This is a genomic window from Bacillus sp. B.PNR1 (assembly GCF_030386235.1).
Classification (GTDB): domain Bacteria; phylum Bacillota; class Bacilli; order Bacillales; family Bacillaceae; genus Bacillus; species Bacillus stercoris.
The window spans coordinates 793423-810510 of the sequence record NZ_JANYMN010000001.1 but is presented as its reverse complement, the minus strand read 5'-3'; the positions used below and the strand labels follow the sequence as shown (position 1 = coordinate 810510).

Genomic DNA, 17088 nt, shown 5'->3' with positions numbered 1-17088 from the left:
TCATTTTAAACTGTACAAGCCGCCAAACGCCATTGCGTACTCCTCAAATTCCTGCAGCGCTTGTTTTCTCTTTTCAGCGCTGGTGAGCCGGTCCTTTAATTCTTCTATCTTTCTGACGAGCGCACTTCCTACTACGACACCGTCACAAATTTCATTCATCTTTAGGACCTGTTCACGGTTTGATATACCGAACCCTACAGCGACCGGAACAGTGCTGAGATCCTTCACAGTCCGAATGAACGGGTACACGGATGAATTGAACTCATTGCGGACACCGGTCACACCCAGAGAAGATACACAGTAGACGAAGCCCTCGGCTTGTTCAATAATGGTTTTCAAACGGCTTTCACTTGTCGGCGCAACCAAAGAAATATACGTCACCTCATGGCTTTTACACTCCTCTTGAAGGCTGGCGCTTTCTTCTAGTGGCAGATCCGGAACAAGCAGACCGTCAATATGATTTTCCCGCAGTAAAGCGAAAAAGTATTCTTTGTTCAATTGTAACACAGGATTATAATACGTAAAGAGGATAATCGGAATATTCACTCCGTTTTTTTTCATTTCTCCGCCTAATTCGATTGCCTTTACGATATTCATTCCTTGATCAAGCGCCCGCTTTGAAGCCCGCTGTATCACCGGGCCGTCTGCAAGCGGGTCAGAGTATGGAACACCAAGCTCCAGTGCTGTGGCGCCTGCTTTTTGGAGAGACTTCGCCAGTTCAATCGAAACCTCAGGCACTGGATCGCCAGCCGTAATAAACGGGATAAACAATTTTTCTGATGGTTGAAGATCTAATTTAAACATGGGCTTTCACCTCATTTTCCAATACATTCATTAATGTGTTGACATCCTTATCTCCCCGTCCTGATAAACAAACGAGAATGATTCGACCGCGATCCATTCCTTTGGCGAGTTTGAATGCCTTCGCTAACGCATGGGCAGATTCGATTGCCGGCAAAATCCCCTCTTTTTCTGACAAGAGCTTTAATGCATTCACCGCTTCTTCATCTGTGATACTGTCATAAGTGACACGGCCGCTCTTATGCAAGTAAGCGTGCTCCGGACCGATCCCCGGATAGTCGAGACCTGCTGAAATAGAGTAAGGCTCAATTATCTGCCCGAACTCATCCTGAATGAGATATGTCAATGAACCGTGAATAACCCCTACCGTACCTTTCGAAATAGTAGCGGCATGAAGAGGAGTATCTATTCCTTTCCCTGCAGCTTCAGCTCCGATCAGTTCAACATCTTCGTTTAAAAATGCCTGAAACATACCCATCGCATTGCTTCCTCCGCCTACACATGCCACTACTTTATCAGGCAGAGCGCCTTCAATACGTTTCAGCTGATCCTTCGCTTCCTCTCCGATCATTTTTTGAAATTCGCGGACCACTTGCGGATAAGGGTGCGGACCGACAACCGATCCAATCATGTAAAAATGATCCTCGCAATGCTGAACCCAGTAACGGATCGCCTCATTTGTAGCATCCTTCAATGTTCCGTTCCCGCTTGTTACAGGCACTACTTCCGCACCAAGAAGCTTCATGCGAAAAACGTTCAGAGACTGGCGGGCAACATCCTCTTCGCCCATAAACACAATGCACGAAAAACCGAATTTGGCTGCGACTGTTGCAGCGGCAACGCCGTGCTGTCCGGCGCCCGTTTCAGCAATGATTTTCGTTTTGCCCATTTTTTTAGCAAGCAGCGCTTGGCCTAACGCATTATTGATTTTATGGGAACCTGTATGGTTTAAATCTTCTCGTTTCAAATAGATTTTCGCGCCGCCTAAGTATTCAGTGACTCGATCAGCATATGTTAATGCAGTCGGCCGTCCGGAATAGTCCTTTAACAGCTTATAATATTCTTCACGAAAAACAGGATCATCCTTGATTTGTTTAAATGCTGTCTCTATTTCATCTAACGGCTGCATGAGTGTTTCCGGAACAAACTTCCCGCCAAAATCACCGTATCTGCCTATTTCATTCGGATATGGATACATATCGGTTCATCCTTTCTTCTAAAAGCCTCATCAGATTTTTATCTTTTTGCCCATTTTTTTCAATTCCGCTGGCAAGGTCAATTCCTGCCGGCTGCCATTTCAATAGGCCTGTGACACTATCCGGATTCACGCCGCCAGCGATAAAGCAGCGTTTACCAATCACCGCCCGCTGATATTCCGGAACACAATCCCATGAAAATGCAACACCAGTTCCGCCTCTAGCCCCTTTTACAGATGAATCAATCACAAAGCCGTCCACATTATCTATAAAGCGGGCTATTTCTTGAGTTGTATTATGATGGTGGTGAAGCGCCTTCCAGATTTCACAATCTGTCAGCTTGCGAAGCGCATCAGCATCCGCCGGGTTTTCATCACCATGAAGCTGAATGACGTCGAGCTTCAAGTCCTTAGCAATGCGTGACATCCTCTCTATTGATTCATTAACAAAAACACCTGCAACTTTTTTTTCGACGCGAACCTGGTTCAGCCACTTTTTCACATCTTGCGGAGATACTTTTCGTTTGCTTTCAGCAAATATAAAGCCAAGATAGTCAGCCTGCGATTGCGCCGCAAGCTGCAAATCCTTTAGTGACCGAATACCGCAATATTTTAATGCCGGTTTCTCCACAACCTCACTCCCCAAACAAAGCATGGATTGCTTTTCGCTGAGAAGTTTGTCTCATTAATGATTCACCGATAAGTACAGCTCGCGCCCCATGTTCGTTGACAAATGTTAAATGTTCTAAAGAACCGATTCCACTTTCGCTGACAAGCAGAGATTCTTTCGGAACGAGAGATGCGATTTGTTCTGTCTGCTTTACAGATGTTTCAAACGTCTTTAGGTTTCGGTTATTTACGCCGAGAATATCAGGTGTGAACACTTTCAATATTTGTTCTAGCGTTGATGAATCATGAACTTCCACTAACACGTCCATCCCCTTTTCGCCTGCTTCAAGATATAATTCATAGAGGTGTAAGGGGTCAAGCACCTCGCCGATTAACAATATGGCATCCGCACCGATTCTTCTTGATTCCTCCACTTGAAGAGAATCAATAATAAAATCTTTTCTGAGTACAGGAATCGAAACAGCGCGCTTTACATCTGATAAATAGCTGTTTTCCCCTTGAAAAAACGGGGTGTCTGTTAAAACGGAAAGTGCATCTGCCTTCGCAGCTTCATAGTCTTTTGCAATCCGTACAGGGACAAAATCCTCTTTAATCAGCCCTTTTGACGGTGATGCTTTCTTCACTTCGGCAATCAGCCCGATAAACCGATTCGGGCTTGCCAACGCATCTTTAAATGAACGTTTTTCGAAAGGCTGCTCTACCGGCAGAACCAGTGTTTTCACTTCTTCTTTCTTTTGTTTGATGATATTTTCAAGCATAGATCTCTTCCTCTTTCTGTTTTAGTCGTTCAAGCTGCGCAGCTGCGCCTCCGCTTGTAATCGTCTCTAAGGCCAGCTCCGTTCCTTCCTTCAGTGAGTCGGTAATTCCCGCCGTGTAAATCGCAGCACCCGCATTAAAAGCCGTTATAGATAAAGCGGAACTGCTGCTTTTATTTTCAAAAATATTCTGAATGAGACAAGCGCTCTCTTTCGGTGACTGCACCTGTAAATCTTCAAGTCTGCCATTTACAAAACCAAAATCTTCGGGTGAAACCGTATATTCCAGGCGCTCTCCGTCCTTTAATTCAATCACGTCGGTCGGCGCTGTAATTGAAAGCTCATCTAAACCGTCACGGCTTGATACGAACATGACATGCTTCGGCTGAAATGACTCTAGTGCGCTTGCCATCAGTCCAGCTTTTTCAACGGAATAGACCCCGATCACCTGACGCTGCGCCTGCAAAGGATTGCTTAGCGGTCCGAGCAGGTTAAATACCGTTCTGAAACCTAGTTCTTTTCTAGTACCTGCTACATGTTTCATAGACGAATGATAAAGCGGCGCAAATAGAAATCCCATATTGTTAGTTTCAATGCTTGTTTTGACCTTCTCAGGAGTAGTTTGAATTGAAACCTCTAGCTCCTCTAAAACATCAGCGCTCCCGCTTTTAGAAGAGACAGAGCGATTGCCATGCTTAGCGATTTTCGCGCCAGCTGCCGAGGCAACAATTGCCGATGCCGTTGAGATATTAAAAGTGGAAATACCGTCTCCCCCGGTTCCGCATGTATCAACGACATCAGGAAGTCCATCGACTGTAAGAGCGTGTGCCCGCATTGACTTCATAAAACCCATAAGCTCTTCTGGCGTCTCTCCCCGATGAGCAAGAATAGACAATATACCGCCCATTTCAGAAGGAGTCATTTCCGCTGCCATCATCATATTCATCAGCGCTTCAGCCTCACCGACTGTAAGGGTTTTTCCGTCAACGCACAATTGTAGAAATTTGTTCATCAGCTTTATCCTCCTTGCTATGAAACATGTCTTCTGCAATATGAATCGTTTTCAGCAGCGCACCGGCTTTATTACAGCTTTCTTCGTATTCGGTTTCTGGAACAGAATCAGCAACAATGCCGGCACCTGCCTGTATCGATGCAACACCGCTCTTTACACTCATCGTGCGAATCGTAATACAAGAGTCGATATTCCCGTCAAACCCAATGTAGGCAATACACCCTCCGTATGTCTCTCTCGGTGTTGGTTCGAGCTCTTGCAAAAGCTGCATGGCACGAATTTTAGGTGCTCCTGTTAAAGTCCCCGCCGGGAAAGCAGACATCAGTGCATCAACGGGATGAACCCCTTTTTTCAGTTGCCCTGTAACCACCGAGATAATGTGCATGACATGTGAAAAGGAGACAATTTTTGTGAACTCCGGCACAGAAACAGACCCATACTCTGCTACTCTGCCGATATCGTTTCGTGCAAGATCAACGAGCATGTAATGCTCCGCCTTTTCTTTTTCATCCTTCATCAGCTCAACTTTCAGCCTCTCATCTTCGGCTTTGTCTGCACCGCGTTTTCTCGTACCGGCAATCGGATGGATTTCCAAGTGCCCGTCCTGAACGTGGATTAACCGTTCCGGAGAACTGCCGACTATTTCTCTGTCTTGTAGTTTCATATAATACATATACGGAGAAGGATTGACGATCCTAAGCACTCGGTATAACTCAAAAGCATCTGCTTTTATCGGAACCTCAAATTTTTGTGACAAAACGCCCTGGAAGATATCGCCTGCTTTTATATAGCCTTTGATTTTTTCTACATCAGCCATAAAAGCCGATTTTTCATAATTAGAAGATACTGTCTCAAAGCTGGGTGTCTTGTATGAATCAACAGAGAGAAACAGCTCTTTTATGTTTTTTTGGTCCATCATTTTTTCGATGAGATGTTGGAGCTCTTGATGATTTTGATGGAACACATCAATTTTTTCGTTTTCTGTTTCCTCTCCATTGAGCCTTGCATACTGGATAAAGTGGACGTTTTTGGTTTCATGATCATACGCAATTAATGTCCGGCAAACAAACAGCATACACTTTTCCATTTCTGTTTCTTTTGTATGCGAAGGAACAGAAGGCTCAATCAGCGGGATCATATCATAACTTAAGTACCCGACAGCCCCGCCGACAAAAGGAATGCCAAGCTCAGGTGTTTTGATTTTGTATGTGGCATTCATCCAGTTCAGTACGTCCTTTAGTTCATTTCCCGTGTAAAGAGATTTGCTGTCCTGATCAACGGCTGCAAATCGGCACTGTTCTTCTTTAATTGTGAGAAATGGATTCAGACCGATAAACGAATATCTTGACCAAGCTGATGTATCGTCCTTGCTTTCAAGAAGATACGTAATCTCTCTGTCAAGCTTCTCTATCATTTGAATGGGTGTCAGTGTATCGACTGTGAAGGTCTCCACAATCGGTATCGTGTGGTGGGACAAGCTGTCCTTTAAAAATGCGGAAATGTTTGATTGGAAATTCAATGTTCTCACTCCTTATGGCAAGGAGAATGAGAAGATGGCATGAGAGGATAAAATATTATATAACAAATAAACCCAAAAGAAAGACTTCTTTTGGGTAGAATAAACATGCATGTCTCAGCTCAACTAAACTCATTCTCTGCTACCCTATTCTCTAACTCAACTCATTCTAATCGCTTTATACACACTCTTGTGTATTTCTAAGCTGTTCTTATCGTATTACAATTCAGTATTTTTTGTCAATGATAAATCGGGCCTCAATACGACGGCTTTTTCTAAATATACATGTCTGATCTGATCCTGAGGGACATCTGTCTGGACCGTCATCATGACTCTTATGCACTTTTTCAGACCGCCTGTTACGTCCATTTCCTGCATACATGTTACCGGTACATACTGCCATCCTGAAAGCTCGCGAACAGCTTTTGCCGGGAAAACAGAGTGCAAATCAGGTGTAGCCGAAAGAAGCATTTGAACAACATCTTCCGGTTTTGTTTGATTTTCTTCTATGATTTTCTCTAACAGCTGTTTTGTTTTTTGTAAAATTTCTTCTTCAGTATCCCGTTCAACTGTAGTTGCTCCGCGAATTCCGCGAATCATCATGATGTCTCCTCCAATCGCCATTTGTTCAGCCAGCTCTCAAGTTCATTTCTTGAAAATGTGTGGTCAGCAACTTTCCCTAATTCGTTGAGCACAATAAACTGAATCTTCCCGCCTCGGGTTTTCTTATCATTCATCATACGGTCCAAGAGAACCGAAGTTTCCGTCTCTTTTCTGATTTGAGTTGGATAACCCAAACGTTTTAGCCAGCTGACCAAACGTTTTCTGTCCATTTCACAGCCTGCAGTCTTTTCGCTTATATATAAAGCAAACTGCATCCCGAGGGCTACTGCATCACCGTGAGTGATTTGCCCGTAGCCATATTCCGCCTCAACGGCATGGCCGAGCGTATGCCCAAAGTTTAAGTAAGCTCTTATCCCCTCTTCTTTTTCATCCTGCTGAACGACAGACGCTTTAATTGAAATGCCTTTAAAAATCATGTCATTCAGCTGATCATTAGTGATATCACGAAGTGAGCGGACATTCAGCAGCTCTTCCAGAAACGCTCTGTCGTAGATAAATGCGTGTTTAATTACTTCTGCCATTCCGGACCGAAGTTCTTTTTCAGGCAGAGAACGCAAGAACTCTGTATCGTAGAGCACGGCTTTCGGCTGGTAAAACGCACCGATTAGATTTTTTCCAAGCGGATGGTTCACGGCTACTTTTCCTCCGACTGCGCTGTCATGCGCCAAGAGCGTCGTGGGCATTTGGATGAAATCAATGCCGCGCATAAAAGTGGCAGCCACAAAACCGGCAAGATCCCCTACAACACCGCCTCCGAATGCGATGATACAAGAGGAGCGATCCAGATGAAAACGAATCGCTTCACTCTGCAATTTCGTATACATGTCCATGGATTTCGCCTGCTCTCCACTCGGTACCGTCACTTTTTTCACAGGCCACTTTTCTTGCAGCAAATGAAGCATTTCATCGCCATACAGGCGGTCCACCTCTTCATCCGTAACAAGCATGATCCTTGTTAAAGGCCTGTTTAAGGAGGTTAATAGATCGCAAGCCTTTTTTCTGATGCCTTGTCCGATAAAAACAGGATACGACGAAGAAGCAGTTTGAACATGCAGTGTCTTCATTAAAATTCCCTCGACAGTTTTCTCATATTCTCCACATTTTCTCTAATGCGGTCGATTTGATCTAAGCCGAATTGTTCAACGACTGCGTTCGCAATTTCCCAAGCGACAGCCGCTTCAGCTACTACACTTGCCGCAGGAACAGCACAGCTGTCAGAACGTTCAATGCTGGCGGAAAACGGTTCTTTCGTTTCAATATCGACACTTTTCAGCGGTTTATACAAAGTCGGAATCGGCTTCATGACTCCGCGGACAACAATTGGCATCCCTGTTGTCATGCCGCCTTCCAGCCCTCCAAGTCTGTTGGTGGCACGGGTGTAGCCTTTTTCCTCGTCCCAAATGATCTCGTCATGGACTTCACTTCCATTTCGGCCTGCCGCCTCAAATCCGATCCCGAATTCAACACCTTTAAATGCGTTAATTGACAGTACAGCTGCAGCAAGCTTGCTGTCCAGTTTGCGGTCATAATGGACATAGCTGCCCACACCTACTGGCATTCCCTCGACAATGACTTCCACAATTCCGCCGATCGAATCTCCGTTTGCCTTCGCTTCATCAATGGCATCCATCATTTTTTTTCCTGCCTCTTCATCGTAGCATCTGACAGGAGACTCCTCCGTTACACGCTGCAGGTCTTCAATTGACGTATATGCTGTTTTTTCAGCTTTAACTGCGCCAATTTGCAACACGTGGCCCGCCACCTTAATGCCGAGCTCAGAAAGAATCTTTTTAGCAACAGCCCCTGCCGCCACTCTGACAGTTGTTTCCCTTGCTGAAGAGCGCTCAAGCACATTTCTCATATCACGATGATTATATTTAATCGCGCCATTTAAGTCAGCGTGCCCAGGTCTCGGTCTGGAAATTTGGCGCTTCATTTCCTTCTCTTCATCTTCTGTAATCGGAGCGGCACCCATGATTTTTGTCCAATGCTTCCAATCGTTATTTTCAACAACGAGAGCAATTGGTGAGCCGAGTGTACGTGCATGGCGCACCCCACTCATAATTTTGGCTTGGTCTTTTTCGATCTGCATGCGACGGCCGCGGCCGTGGCCTTTTTGGCGTCTGGCAAGCTCAAAATTGATATCTTCCTCCGTTATGTAAAGCCCGGCAGGCACACCTTCAATAATGGTTGTCAGTTGGGGGCCGTGTGATTCTCCGGCTGTTAAATATCTCATGACTTCTTCTCCCTTCATCGCATTAACGCTTTTAAGTAAGACTACTATAACATATTTTTCAGCAAAAAGTCAGTCTATCTTTTTTGATAAAAGAATGTATCGGCTGGAGCCAGGCCGAATTTCTCAGGGTTGAAGATTTGCTCGGTGCTGCCGACAAAAAGAACTCCATTCTTTTTCAAGCTATTTGCCATTTTTAAATAAAGCTCTTCCTTCGCGCTTTCTGTAAAGTAAATAAATACATTGCGGCACACGATTAAGTCAAAGTCTTGTTCATAACGATCCGCCAGCAGATTGTGCTTTTTGAATGTAATATTCTTTTTGATTCCCGGTTTTACTTCATAACTTCCATTTGTGTTTTGAGTAAAATAACGATCCTTCACTGATAACGGCACTTCCTGTAAAGACCGCTCCTGATAAACGCCTTTTTTCGCTTTTTCCAATGCTTTTTCATCAATATCCGTTGCCAAAATCTGATAGCCCGGAAGACCTTTTTGCTGGTCCAAAAGCATGGCAAGCGTGTATGGCTCCTCACCTGTTGAACAGGCGGCACTCCAAATCTTTAAAGGTCTAGAGGTCTTGATTAACGGCAGAATTGCAGTCTCAAGAACTTCCCATCTTTTATAATTACGATAAAATTCTGAAACATTGATCGTCATTCTGTCCAATGTTTCATTTAAGAGAGCGGGATCTTTTTCCAATGCCGCCGCAAATTCCTTAAAGCTTTGGAACCCCTTTTTCTCATAAAGTGATGTTAGCCTTCTCTTCATTTGTGACTCTTTATATAGTGTCAAATCGACTCCGGTTAATTGTTTCCATTTCGTTGTAAAAACGCTGTATGTATCCATCTCTACTCTCCCAGTCTCGCTGTCTTTTTGTCCTAGTATAGCTTGTTTTATCAGGAAATTGTATTAATTCAATAAAAAAATCAGCTTTTCAGCTGATTTTAGATCATTGGGAAAGGCAGAGGCCTGATGCGCACTGCCATTGAACCCTTTATTCACTTCAATGTAAACCTTTACAAAACAGTTCAAAAACCGGCGGCGTTCAATAATGCCGGCTCTGTTACATATTTTCACAATGATTAATAGATCCAGCCTGCCATAAGCTGCTGATATGACACTAATTCTTCATTCTTAAAGAAAATGTTAATCTCGCGTTCTGCACTTTCGAGAGAATCAGAGCCGTGGATGATGTTTTTCCCGACAAACATGCCATAATCTCCCCGAATCGTACCAGGTAAAGCTTCTTTAGGATTTGTCTTTCCGATCAGCTGTCTCGTCACTTCAATGACATTTTCGCCTTCCCACACCATTGCGAATACAGGTCCTGAAGTAATAAACTCAACGAGCTCTCCGAAGAAAGGCTTCCCTTGATGTTCGGCGTAGTGTTTCTCAGCCATTTGTTCAGTCACTCTCATTAACTTGGCACCAGCTAATTGTAAGCCCTTACGTTCGAATCTAGATAAAATGTCCCCAATGAGCTGACGTTGGACACCGTCTGGTTTCACCATGATAAAAGTCTTTTCCATCATATTCTCCACCCCATCATTATGTATGTATAGGCTTTCACACTGCACACCGAAATCGTAACATCTTTCTGATAATTAATCAATCCGGGGCGGAGAAATTTCTTAATATCTACAAAAATTAAAATTTTCTTTTACCGATATATTTTGCGATGGCTGCAAGAGACGAGCGCGCGCGACCTCTGGGAAGCGTATTTAATTTCTGGAAAGCTTTCTGCAAATACATTTCGCTTACTGCCATAGATGCTTCAATGGCATCCGTTTTTTTGATTTCTTCAATGATTGGTTCAAGCTGTTCCTGCGTTGTCTCACTGTTAATCAATTTAAGCTGGTTCTTTAATGCTGGATTTTTCAGGGCATACAGCACTGGCAATGTGACGTTCCCTTGAAGCAAATCTCCTCCAACGGGTTTACCCAGCTCTTCTTCAGTTGAAGTGAAATCAAGAATATCATCAATAATTTGGTAAGACATACCGACGTAATATCCAAACCAGTACAGCGCCTTATGAATCTTCTCATCAGCGCCAGACGCAATGGCACCGAGCTGGCAGCTGACCGCGATCAAAAGAGCCGTTTTTCTTTTAATACGGCGGAGATATGTTCTGAGGTTTTGTTCCATGTTGTATTTGTCTTTGATCTGCTCGATTTCTCCTAGACAAACTTCAACGATCGTCTGCGACAAAATCCTATGGGCTTTCGGTTCGTTAATTCTCGTCATCATTTCAAGAGATCCCGCAAGCATATAATCGCCTGTGTACATCGCAATACGATTGTCCCACTTTGCTTTGATTGTCGGTTTCCCTCGGCGAAGCTCCGCATCATCAATGACATCATCATGAACCAGAGATGCCATGTGAATCATTTCCAGAGTGACAGCCACATATTTAATCTTATTAATATCGTAATCGCCAAACATGCCTGAAAGCAGTACGAAAACAGGCCGAATACGTTTCCCTCCGGCCTGCAGCAGGTGAAGCCCCGCCTCGCTTAAAAGCGGATAATCGGAACGTACGGTTTGTTCAAGTTCTCTTTCGATTACATCAATATCGTCATTTAAAAAAGAGTAGGCCATTTTAAATTTCATATCATTCACCCAAACATCTGTGTTTTCATTTCCATCCGATATGCGTGGCAGCGACTCCGCCAGTAAACGAATGATATTTAACATTTTTCAAGCCCGCCTCTTCAAACAGGCCTGCCAGTTCCTTCATTCCAGGGAATTCTCTGGCTGATTCTTGAAGCCAAGAATATTCTTTATAGCTCTTCGCAAACAGTTTTCCGAAAAACGGCATAATGTACTTAAAGTACATAAAGTAAGCCTGTCTGAATCCGAACATTTCCGGTTGAGACGTTTCCAGACATACAACCTGGCCGCCCGGCTTCACTACACGTCTCATCTCTTTCAATACAGTCAAGTAATCAGGGACGTTGCGGAGTCCGAAGCCAATGGTGACATAATCAAATGTATCATCATCAAAAGGAAGCTCCATCGCATTTCCATGCAGCAGTTCGATTTGGCTGAATCCGCCGTCTTTTACTTTCTGCTGGCCGACACTCAGCATATTTTCACTGAAATCCAAGCCCTTGATCTCGCCGCTTTTGCCGGCCGCTTTTGCAAGAGCGATCGTCCAGTCAGCCGTTCCGCAGCATACATCGAGTGCTTTGGCGCCTTCTTTTACATCCATGATGCGCATCGTTTTATCGCGCCATTTTTTATGCTGCTGAAAACTGATGACAGAGTTCATTTGGTCATAGTTTTTATATATTTTTTCAAATACTCCGTGTACGCGCTGTTCTTTTGAGTCCTGCATAATGGTTTACCCTTCTTCCACTTTCTGATGATAGGTTTGATCTTGGCTGATTGTCTTCAGACGGTTTAATAAAATGTTCTGAATAGGAGAATTTAGAGGCAAAAGTGACTCAACGCTGTTTTTCGCTTTTTTAAAACAATCTTCTAATATCTCTTCTTTTGTTTTTCCAAGCTGTATAAAACTGCCGATCACGTCCAGAAATGTATCATTCCCGTTCATAAGCCGCTTAAATACAAAAAAATCACTCGACAGCTTTTTCCAGCGCGGAAGGTTGAAGTGTTCTGCCACACGATGGAATAAAGCTGATTCAACGATGCCGACACTTTCGAAAAAATCGTTTTCGTCCTTGAAAGAACGGTCATATAGGCGAATTTTATGTTCATTGATTTCTTTGATAGCTGTAGCAAGCGTCCGAATCATGTAGATATCCTTCATTTCAGATAGTAAAGAGTAGTACAGCCCACTGAAATAATCGCCCGCGAGAACAGTCAATTGGCGGTTTTTGTTTTCGTCTCGTTTTATGACTCTAGCTGTCGTCACTTCATCATGGGTATCAAGGGCGCTTTGTACAAGCATCGCTGTTACAATATAATTTTCTCTGTCGTTGTTTTTTATGTCAGCTTCTTCAAATAAAGCATGAAAAAGAAGAAGCTTATCCTCATCAATTTTCGGCGCAGAAATATGCTTCGCTAAATAAGGATGAGACAGCTTTTGTTTTAATTTTGTGTTCAAATTGGCTAAAGTTCCGTAGATGTCTTGCAAAAATATCACCCTTGTCCCCAAATTCACATTTATTTCTTAATCTATGTAAGAGTCTTATCTTTTCATTCGCTTACGCAGATATCATTATAGCATAAAAAAAAGAAATTGGCTGTATCCTCCCGCTGTTTGCGAGCATTTGCTTTTAACAGCGGGGACAGCCAGCTTATTTTTTTTCGCTTTTCATTTCTCCGTACGCGGTTTGAATCAGTGCCTCTCCTCTGACTTTGATGGCAGAAGTATGCTCTGTAAACTGAGCGATGATCACTTCTCCCTTGTCGAGTTTTTCGGAATGGTGAAACTTTGTGTCTGTTCCTCTTGTCAGGCCGATCACGTTTACTCCATCCTCAACCGCTTTAATGACGACAAAATCACTTGAATGCTTTTGATTCATTTATAGCACCCTCTATCTTTATTAGTCCTGACGTTTAATATGCTCCAGTACTTCTGCACGGGCAGCGGCATCATCTTTAAAAACGCCTCTGACTGCTGAAGTGACAGTTTTTGCACCCGGTTTTCTTACACCGCGCATCGTCATGCACATGTGTTCTGCTTCAACCACAACCATTACGCCATGCGGGTCAAGCGTTTCTACGATGCTTTCCGCGATTGTCGAAGTGATGCGTTCCTGAAGCTGCGGACGCTTTGCAACGGCTTCAACGGCACGTGCCAGCTTGCTGAGTCCGGTGACCTTTCCGCCTCGCGGTATATATGCAACATGTGCTTTTCCATAAAAGGGAACCAGGTGATGCTCACACATAGAATGAAACGCGATATCTTTTACAAGAACAAGCTCCTCATGGTTTTCACCGAAGATAGTCTGGAAATGTTCTTTTGGATCTTCATTCAAGCCGGAGAATACTTCGGCATACATCTTTGCGACTCTTTTCGGAGTATCAAGAAGCCCTTCTCTATTCGGGTCTTCTCCGATCGCTTCTAAAATTTGACGAACAGCTTGTTCGATTTGCTCTTTATTAACTTCTTTCATGTTCTATGTCCTCCACCAATGAATACATTTAATTTCGATTCTAGCACACATGCCCCGCTAAAAGCAAAGTGAATGCCCTGTCAGGAAGCCCATGCTCTTGAAATATGAAAAGCCCCTTAGAAAGGGGCTTTTCTGTGAAGAAATAAAGTGTATGTAAGCTAGATGCATACACGATCTATATTCACAATTATTTTCCGGCAACTGCGTCTTTAAGCGCTTTACCTGGTTTGAAAGCAGGTACTTTGCTTGCAGGAATTTCGATTTCTTCACCTGTTTGAGGGTTGCGTCCTTTACGTGCAGAACGTTCACGCACCTCGAAGTTACCAAAACCGATCAGTTGGATTTTATCACCGTTTTTAAGTGCATCTAAGATCGTATCAAAAACAGAGTCAACTGCTTTTGTAGCGTCTTTTTTAGACAATTCGCTTGCTTCTGCAACCGCATTGATAAGTTCTGTTTTGTTCATGCCTTTCACCTCCTCCCAAAAGGAATACATTCAGTTCGTTTATTATCATTTCTTCACAGTTCAGTCTGATTCTAAACCTGTCTCAGAAAAAAATAAGAGCAGGCAAGAGAAAGACAATTAAACGGCTTTTTAAGAAAAACTGCACTCTGAGGAATGTTTGTCCAACAAAGTGAAGAATTTCTGTATGTAGAGTAACACATATAAAAAGCCATATCAAGCATTTTAAAGCGTCAATCCCTTGCTCGTCAAGGATTTAACGTGATTTATCGAACAAATATTCCTTTTTTTACTTTTTTCATCCTATTCCTTGATCCTTTTCCATTATTAAGAGCAAAGAAAAAAGACCTCCCATTCTATAAAGAGGTCTACCGGTATTACAGGATAATGGCGATTAAGCCGCCAGAGCCTTCGTTTATGATTCTTTCTAACGTTTCTTTTAATTTATACCGTGCGTTTTCAGGCATGAGTGACAGCTTCGCCTGAATCCCTTCTCTCACAATTGAGCTCAGTGATCTTCCGAATATATCGGAATTCCAAATGGAGAGCGGATCATCCTCAAAGTCCTGCATTAAATAACGTACAAGCTCTTCACTTTGTTTTTCCGTTCCAATAATCGGGGCGAATTCGCTTTCGACGTCAACTTTGATCATATGGATCGACGGAGCGACAGCTTTCAGCCTCACACCGAATCGCGAGCCCTGTCTTATAATTTCCGGCTCATCAAGACTCATATCAGCTAAAGCAGGCGCTGCGATGCCGTATCCCGTCTGTTTGACCATTTTTAAGGCCTCAGACACTTGATCATATTCTGTTTTCGCATGGGCGAAGTCTTGCATGAGCTCAAGCAGATGGTCTCTTCCTCTGATTTCAACGCCCACAACTTCTTTCAGGATTTGATCATATAGATGATCAGGCGCATACAAATCAATTTCTGCCACCCCTTGGCCCAGCTCAATTCCGGCTAAGCCGGCACTTTCAATGAACTCAAACTCGCTAAATTGGCCGACAACCCTGTCTACGTCCCGGAGCCGTTTAATATCCTTAACCGTTTCCTTCACGGACTCCTGATAGCTTTCACGCAGCCAATGGTTTTCTTTCAGCACCATTACCCAGCTTGGGAGATTGACATTCACTTCAAGCACCGGAAACTCGTAGAGGGCCTCTCTGAGCACACTCAGCACATCTGATTCCCGCATGCTCTCTACACTCATTGCCAATACCGGGATATCATATTTTTCGCTTAAATCCTGGCGCATAGCCTCCGTTTCCGGGTGATACGGCCTGACTGAGTTGATGACCATAATAAAGGGTTTGCCAACCTCTTTCAGCTCTTCAATGACTCTTTCTTCAGCCTCTATATAGTCACTTCTGGCGATATCCCCAATGGTGCCGTCTGTCGTAATGACAACTCCTATGGTCGAGTGTTCTTGAATGACTTTTCGTGTGCCGATTTCAGCCGCCTCATGAAATGGGATCGGTTCTTCGTACCAAGGCGTGTTGATCATCCGCGGCCCGTTTTCATCTTCATACCCTTTAGCGCCGGGCACTGTGTAACCTACACAATCTACTAATCTTATATTCACATCGAGTCCGTCTGACACATGAACAGACATCGCCTGATTCGGAACAAATTTAGGCTCTGTAGTCATAATTGTTTTGCCGGCTGCGCTTTGCGGCAGTTCATCCTGCGCTCGGGCCCGGTCTGCTTCGTTACTGATATTCGGGAGCACCACAAGCTCCATAAATTTTTTAATAAACGTGGATTTTCCTGTACGGACAGCACCTACGACTCCTAAGTATATATCGCCTCCTGTTCGTTCAGCGATATCCTTGAAAATATCGACCTTTTCCAAGTGATCCCCTCCCGGACTTCCTATCCTTATCAATTTTATTAAGCTCTTTCAATCAAACACAGGACACTATATGTGTATGACGTTGTCCTATTTGAATATGACATCTTTAGAAAATTTCTCATCCTCAATCTATTAAAGTATAAAAAAACCTTTCTCCCTATTTGTATGCAAGGGAGAAAGGTTCATTCCTTTTTCATATCATTTTCTAAAAAAACAGGTTCCTGCTTGTCATTTACCGTATATTTCACAGAAAACGCGGGGACAAAGGGGGTTTCTTGCCAAATTATATCCTGGATTTCAGTTCCGGGTTTAAACGTTTTTTTGCTTTTTTTGAGATAAGAAGCCAGCTCAGTCCGGTAATCGGCATATATTTCTCCGTCTCCGTCAATCATAAGCGGCAAGGAATCCCCTGAGATTGGGCTTGTCACTGTAAGAGAGCTTCCATCCCCCAGCTTCTTCTCATCGAGTGTAAATAAATCATGAGATAGCACATCCTTGTAAGGCGGATATTGATGCTCCTGACGGTACATTTGGATACGCAATTTCACATCGCGAATTTTTTCAGCCATCTTCAGATCAATTAATTTAACAGTCGGATCGTTCTCTACGTCAACAAGCACGTATTGATAGTCTCCCCCGCTTTCATATGCCGTACTCGGAGGTTCAGCTATGTATCTTGGCGCTAACCGGTTAAAGTCTATCGGATATTTTTGATATAGCGGAGTCGACATATCTTTGGTTTGAATCGGAAGCAGCCCTCCATTTGCCTTTTGAAATTCATCAACAGCAGACTGAACCTGCTGCAGCTGGTCTTGATAAGGAATGGCATGCACACTGCTTTTCCGTTCATTCGGATACAAACAACCGGATAAAAACACGACTGCCGCAAAAATGATAGCGCACTTCAGTTTACCCAT

General features: G+C 43.6%; 19 protein-coding genes. All 19 read right to left on the bottom strand.

What is annotated here, in order from left to right:
- The 19 genes from trpA to NZD81_RS04405 all read right to left on the bottom strand — a co-directional run bounded on the left by trpA (window position 1) and on the right by NZD81_RS04405 (window position 17088).
- Complete coding sequence (trpA, locus tag NZD81_RS04495; protein WP_040082776.1) at window positions 1–804, bottom strand: tryptophan synthase subunit alpha; 804 nt, start codon at window positions 802–804, stop codon at window positions 1–3.
- Window positions 797–1999, bottom strand: coding sequence for a tryptophan synthase subunit beta (trpB, locus tag NZD81_RS04490; protein ID WP_282372494.1), 1203 nt, complete (start codon window positions 1997–1999; stop codon window positions 797–799). Before trpB ends, trpA begins: the two co-directional genes overlap by 8 nt.
- Window positions 1980–2627 carry a phosphoribosylanthranilate isomerase gene (locus tag NZD81_RS04485; RefSeq protein ID WP_014664405.1) on the bottom strand — a complete coding sequence of 216 codons (648 nt, stop codon included), beginning with the start codon at window positions 2625–2627 and terminating at the stop codon, window positions 1980–1982. The genes trpB and NZD81_RS04485 overlap by 20 nt, the downstream gene beginning before the upstream one ends.
- Before the next feature lie 4 nt (window positions 2628–2631).
- Window positions 2632–3384: an indole-3-glycerol phosphate synthase TrpC gene (trpC, locus tag NZD81_RS04480; RefSeq protein ID WP_282372495.1), complete on the bottom strand. Its 753-nt coding sequence runs from the start codon at window positions 3382–3384 to the stop codon at window positions 2632–2634.
- Window positions 3377–4393, bottom strand: a complete 1017-nt coding sequence (trpD, locus tag NZD81_RS04475; protein ID WP_282372497.1) for an anthranilate phosphoribosyltransferase — start codon at window positions 4391–4393, stop codon at window positions 3377–3379. Before trpD ends, trpC begins: the two co-directional genes overlap by 8 nt.
- Window positions 4365–5912 carry an anthranilate synthase component I gene (trpE, locus tag NZD81_RS04470; RefSeq protein WP_040082768.1) on the bottom strand — a complete coding sequence of 516 codons (1548 nt, stop codon included), beginning with the start codon at window positions 5910–5912 and terminating at the stop codon, window positions 4365–4367. Before trpE ends, trpD begins: the two co-directional genes overlap by 29 nt.
- Window positions 5913–6128: 216 nt before the next feature.
- The gene (gene aroH / locus NZD81_RS04465) at window positions 6129–6512 is read right to left on the bottom strand and encodes a chorismate mutase (protein WP_014664409.1); all 384 of its coding nucleotides are present in this window, start codon (window positions 6510–6512) and stop codon (window positions 6129–6131) included.
- A complete protein-coding gene (gene aroB / locus NZD81_RS04460) occupies window positions 6509–7597 on the bottom strand; it encodes a 3-dehydroquinate synthase (RefSeq protein ID WP_040082766.1) in 1089 nt (362 codons plus the stop codon). Before aroB ends, aroH begins: the two co-directional genes overlap by 4 nt.
- On the bottom strand, window positions 7597–8769 hold the full coding sequence (gene aroC, locus NZD81_RS04455) for a chorismate synthase (protein ID WP_041521366.1): 1173 nt from the start codon (window positions 8767–8769) through the stop codon (window positions 7597–7599). The genes aroB and aroC overlap by 1 nt, the downstream gene beginning before the upstream one ends.
- Window positions 8770–8843: 74 nt before the next feature.
- A complete protein-coding gene (gene cheR, locus NZD81_RS04450; RefSeq protein ID WP_014664412.1) occupies window positions 8844–9614 on the bottom strand; it encodes a protein-glutamate O-methyltransferase CheR in 771 nt (256 codons plus the stop codon).
- Window positions 9615–9850: 236 nt separating this feature from the next.
- On the bottom strand, window positions 9851–10300 hold the full coding sequence (gene ndk, locus NZD81_RS04445; RefSeq protein ID WP_010886554.1) for a nucleoside-diphosphate kinase: 450 nt from the start codon (window positions 10298–10300) through the stop codon (window positions 9851–9853).
- Window positions 10301–10415: 115 nt separating this feature from the next.
- The gene (gene hepT, locus NZD81_RS04440) at window positions 10416–11378 is read right to left on the bottom strand and encodes a heptaprenyl diphosphate synthase component II (RefSeq protein ID WP_003246013.1); all 963 of its coding nucleotides are present in this window, start codon (window positions 11376–11378) and stop codon (window positions 10416–10418) included.
- Between the two features lie 25 nt (window positions 11379–11403).
- Window positions 11404–12105: a demethylmenaquinone methyltransferase gene (gene menG, locus NZD81_RS04435; RefSeq protein ID WP_071580461.1), complete on the bottom strand. Its 702-nt coding sequence runs from the start codon at window positions 12103–12105 to the stop codon at window positions 11404–11406.
- Window positions 12106–12111: 6 nt separating this feature from the next.
- A complete protein-coding gene (gene hepS, locus NZD81_RS04430) occupies window positions 12112–12867 on the bottom strand; it encodes a heptaprenyl diphosphate synthase component 1 (RefSeq protein WP_014664416.1) in 756 nt (251 codons plus the stop codon).
- A gap of 163 nt (window positions 12868–13030) precedes the next feature.
- Window positions 13031–13258, bottom strand: a complete 228-nt coding sequence (gene mtrB, locus NZD81_RS04425; protein WP_003230576.1) for a trp RNA-binding attenuation protein MtrB — start codon at window positions 13256–13258, stop codon at window positions 13031–13033.
- Window positions 13259–13279: 21 nt separating this feature from the next.
- A complete protein-coding gene (folE, locus tag NZD81_RS04420) occupies window positions 13280–13852 on the bottom strand; it encodes a GTP cyclohydrolase I FolE (RefSeq protein ID WP_003225516.1) in 573 nt (190 codons plus the stop codon).
- A gap of 187 nt (window positions 13853–14039) precedes the next feature.
- Entirely contained in the window at window positions 14040–14318 is a 279-nt protein-coding gene (gene hbs, locus NZD81_RS04415; RefSeq protein WP_003153447.1) for a non-specific DNA-binding protein Hbs, read from the bottom strand.
- A gap of 374 nt (window positions 14319–14692) precedes the next feature.
- Window positions 14693–16171 (bottom strand): stage IV sporulation protein A, encoded by a 1479-nt coding sequence (gene spoIVA, locus NZD81_RS04410; RefSeq protein WP_014664418.1) that lies wholly within the window; start codon window positions 16169–16171, stop codon window positions 14693–14695.
- A 182-nt stretch (window positions 16172–16353) separates the two neighbouring features.
- A complete protein-coding gene (locus tag NZD81_RS04405; protein ID WP_040082760.1) occupies window positions 16354–17088 on the bottom strand; it encodes a hypothetical protein in 735 nt (244 codons plus the stop codon).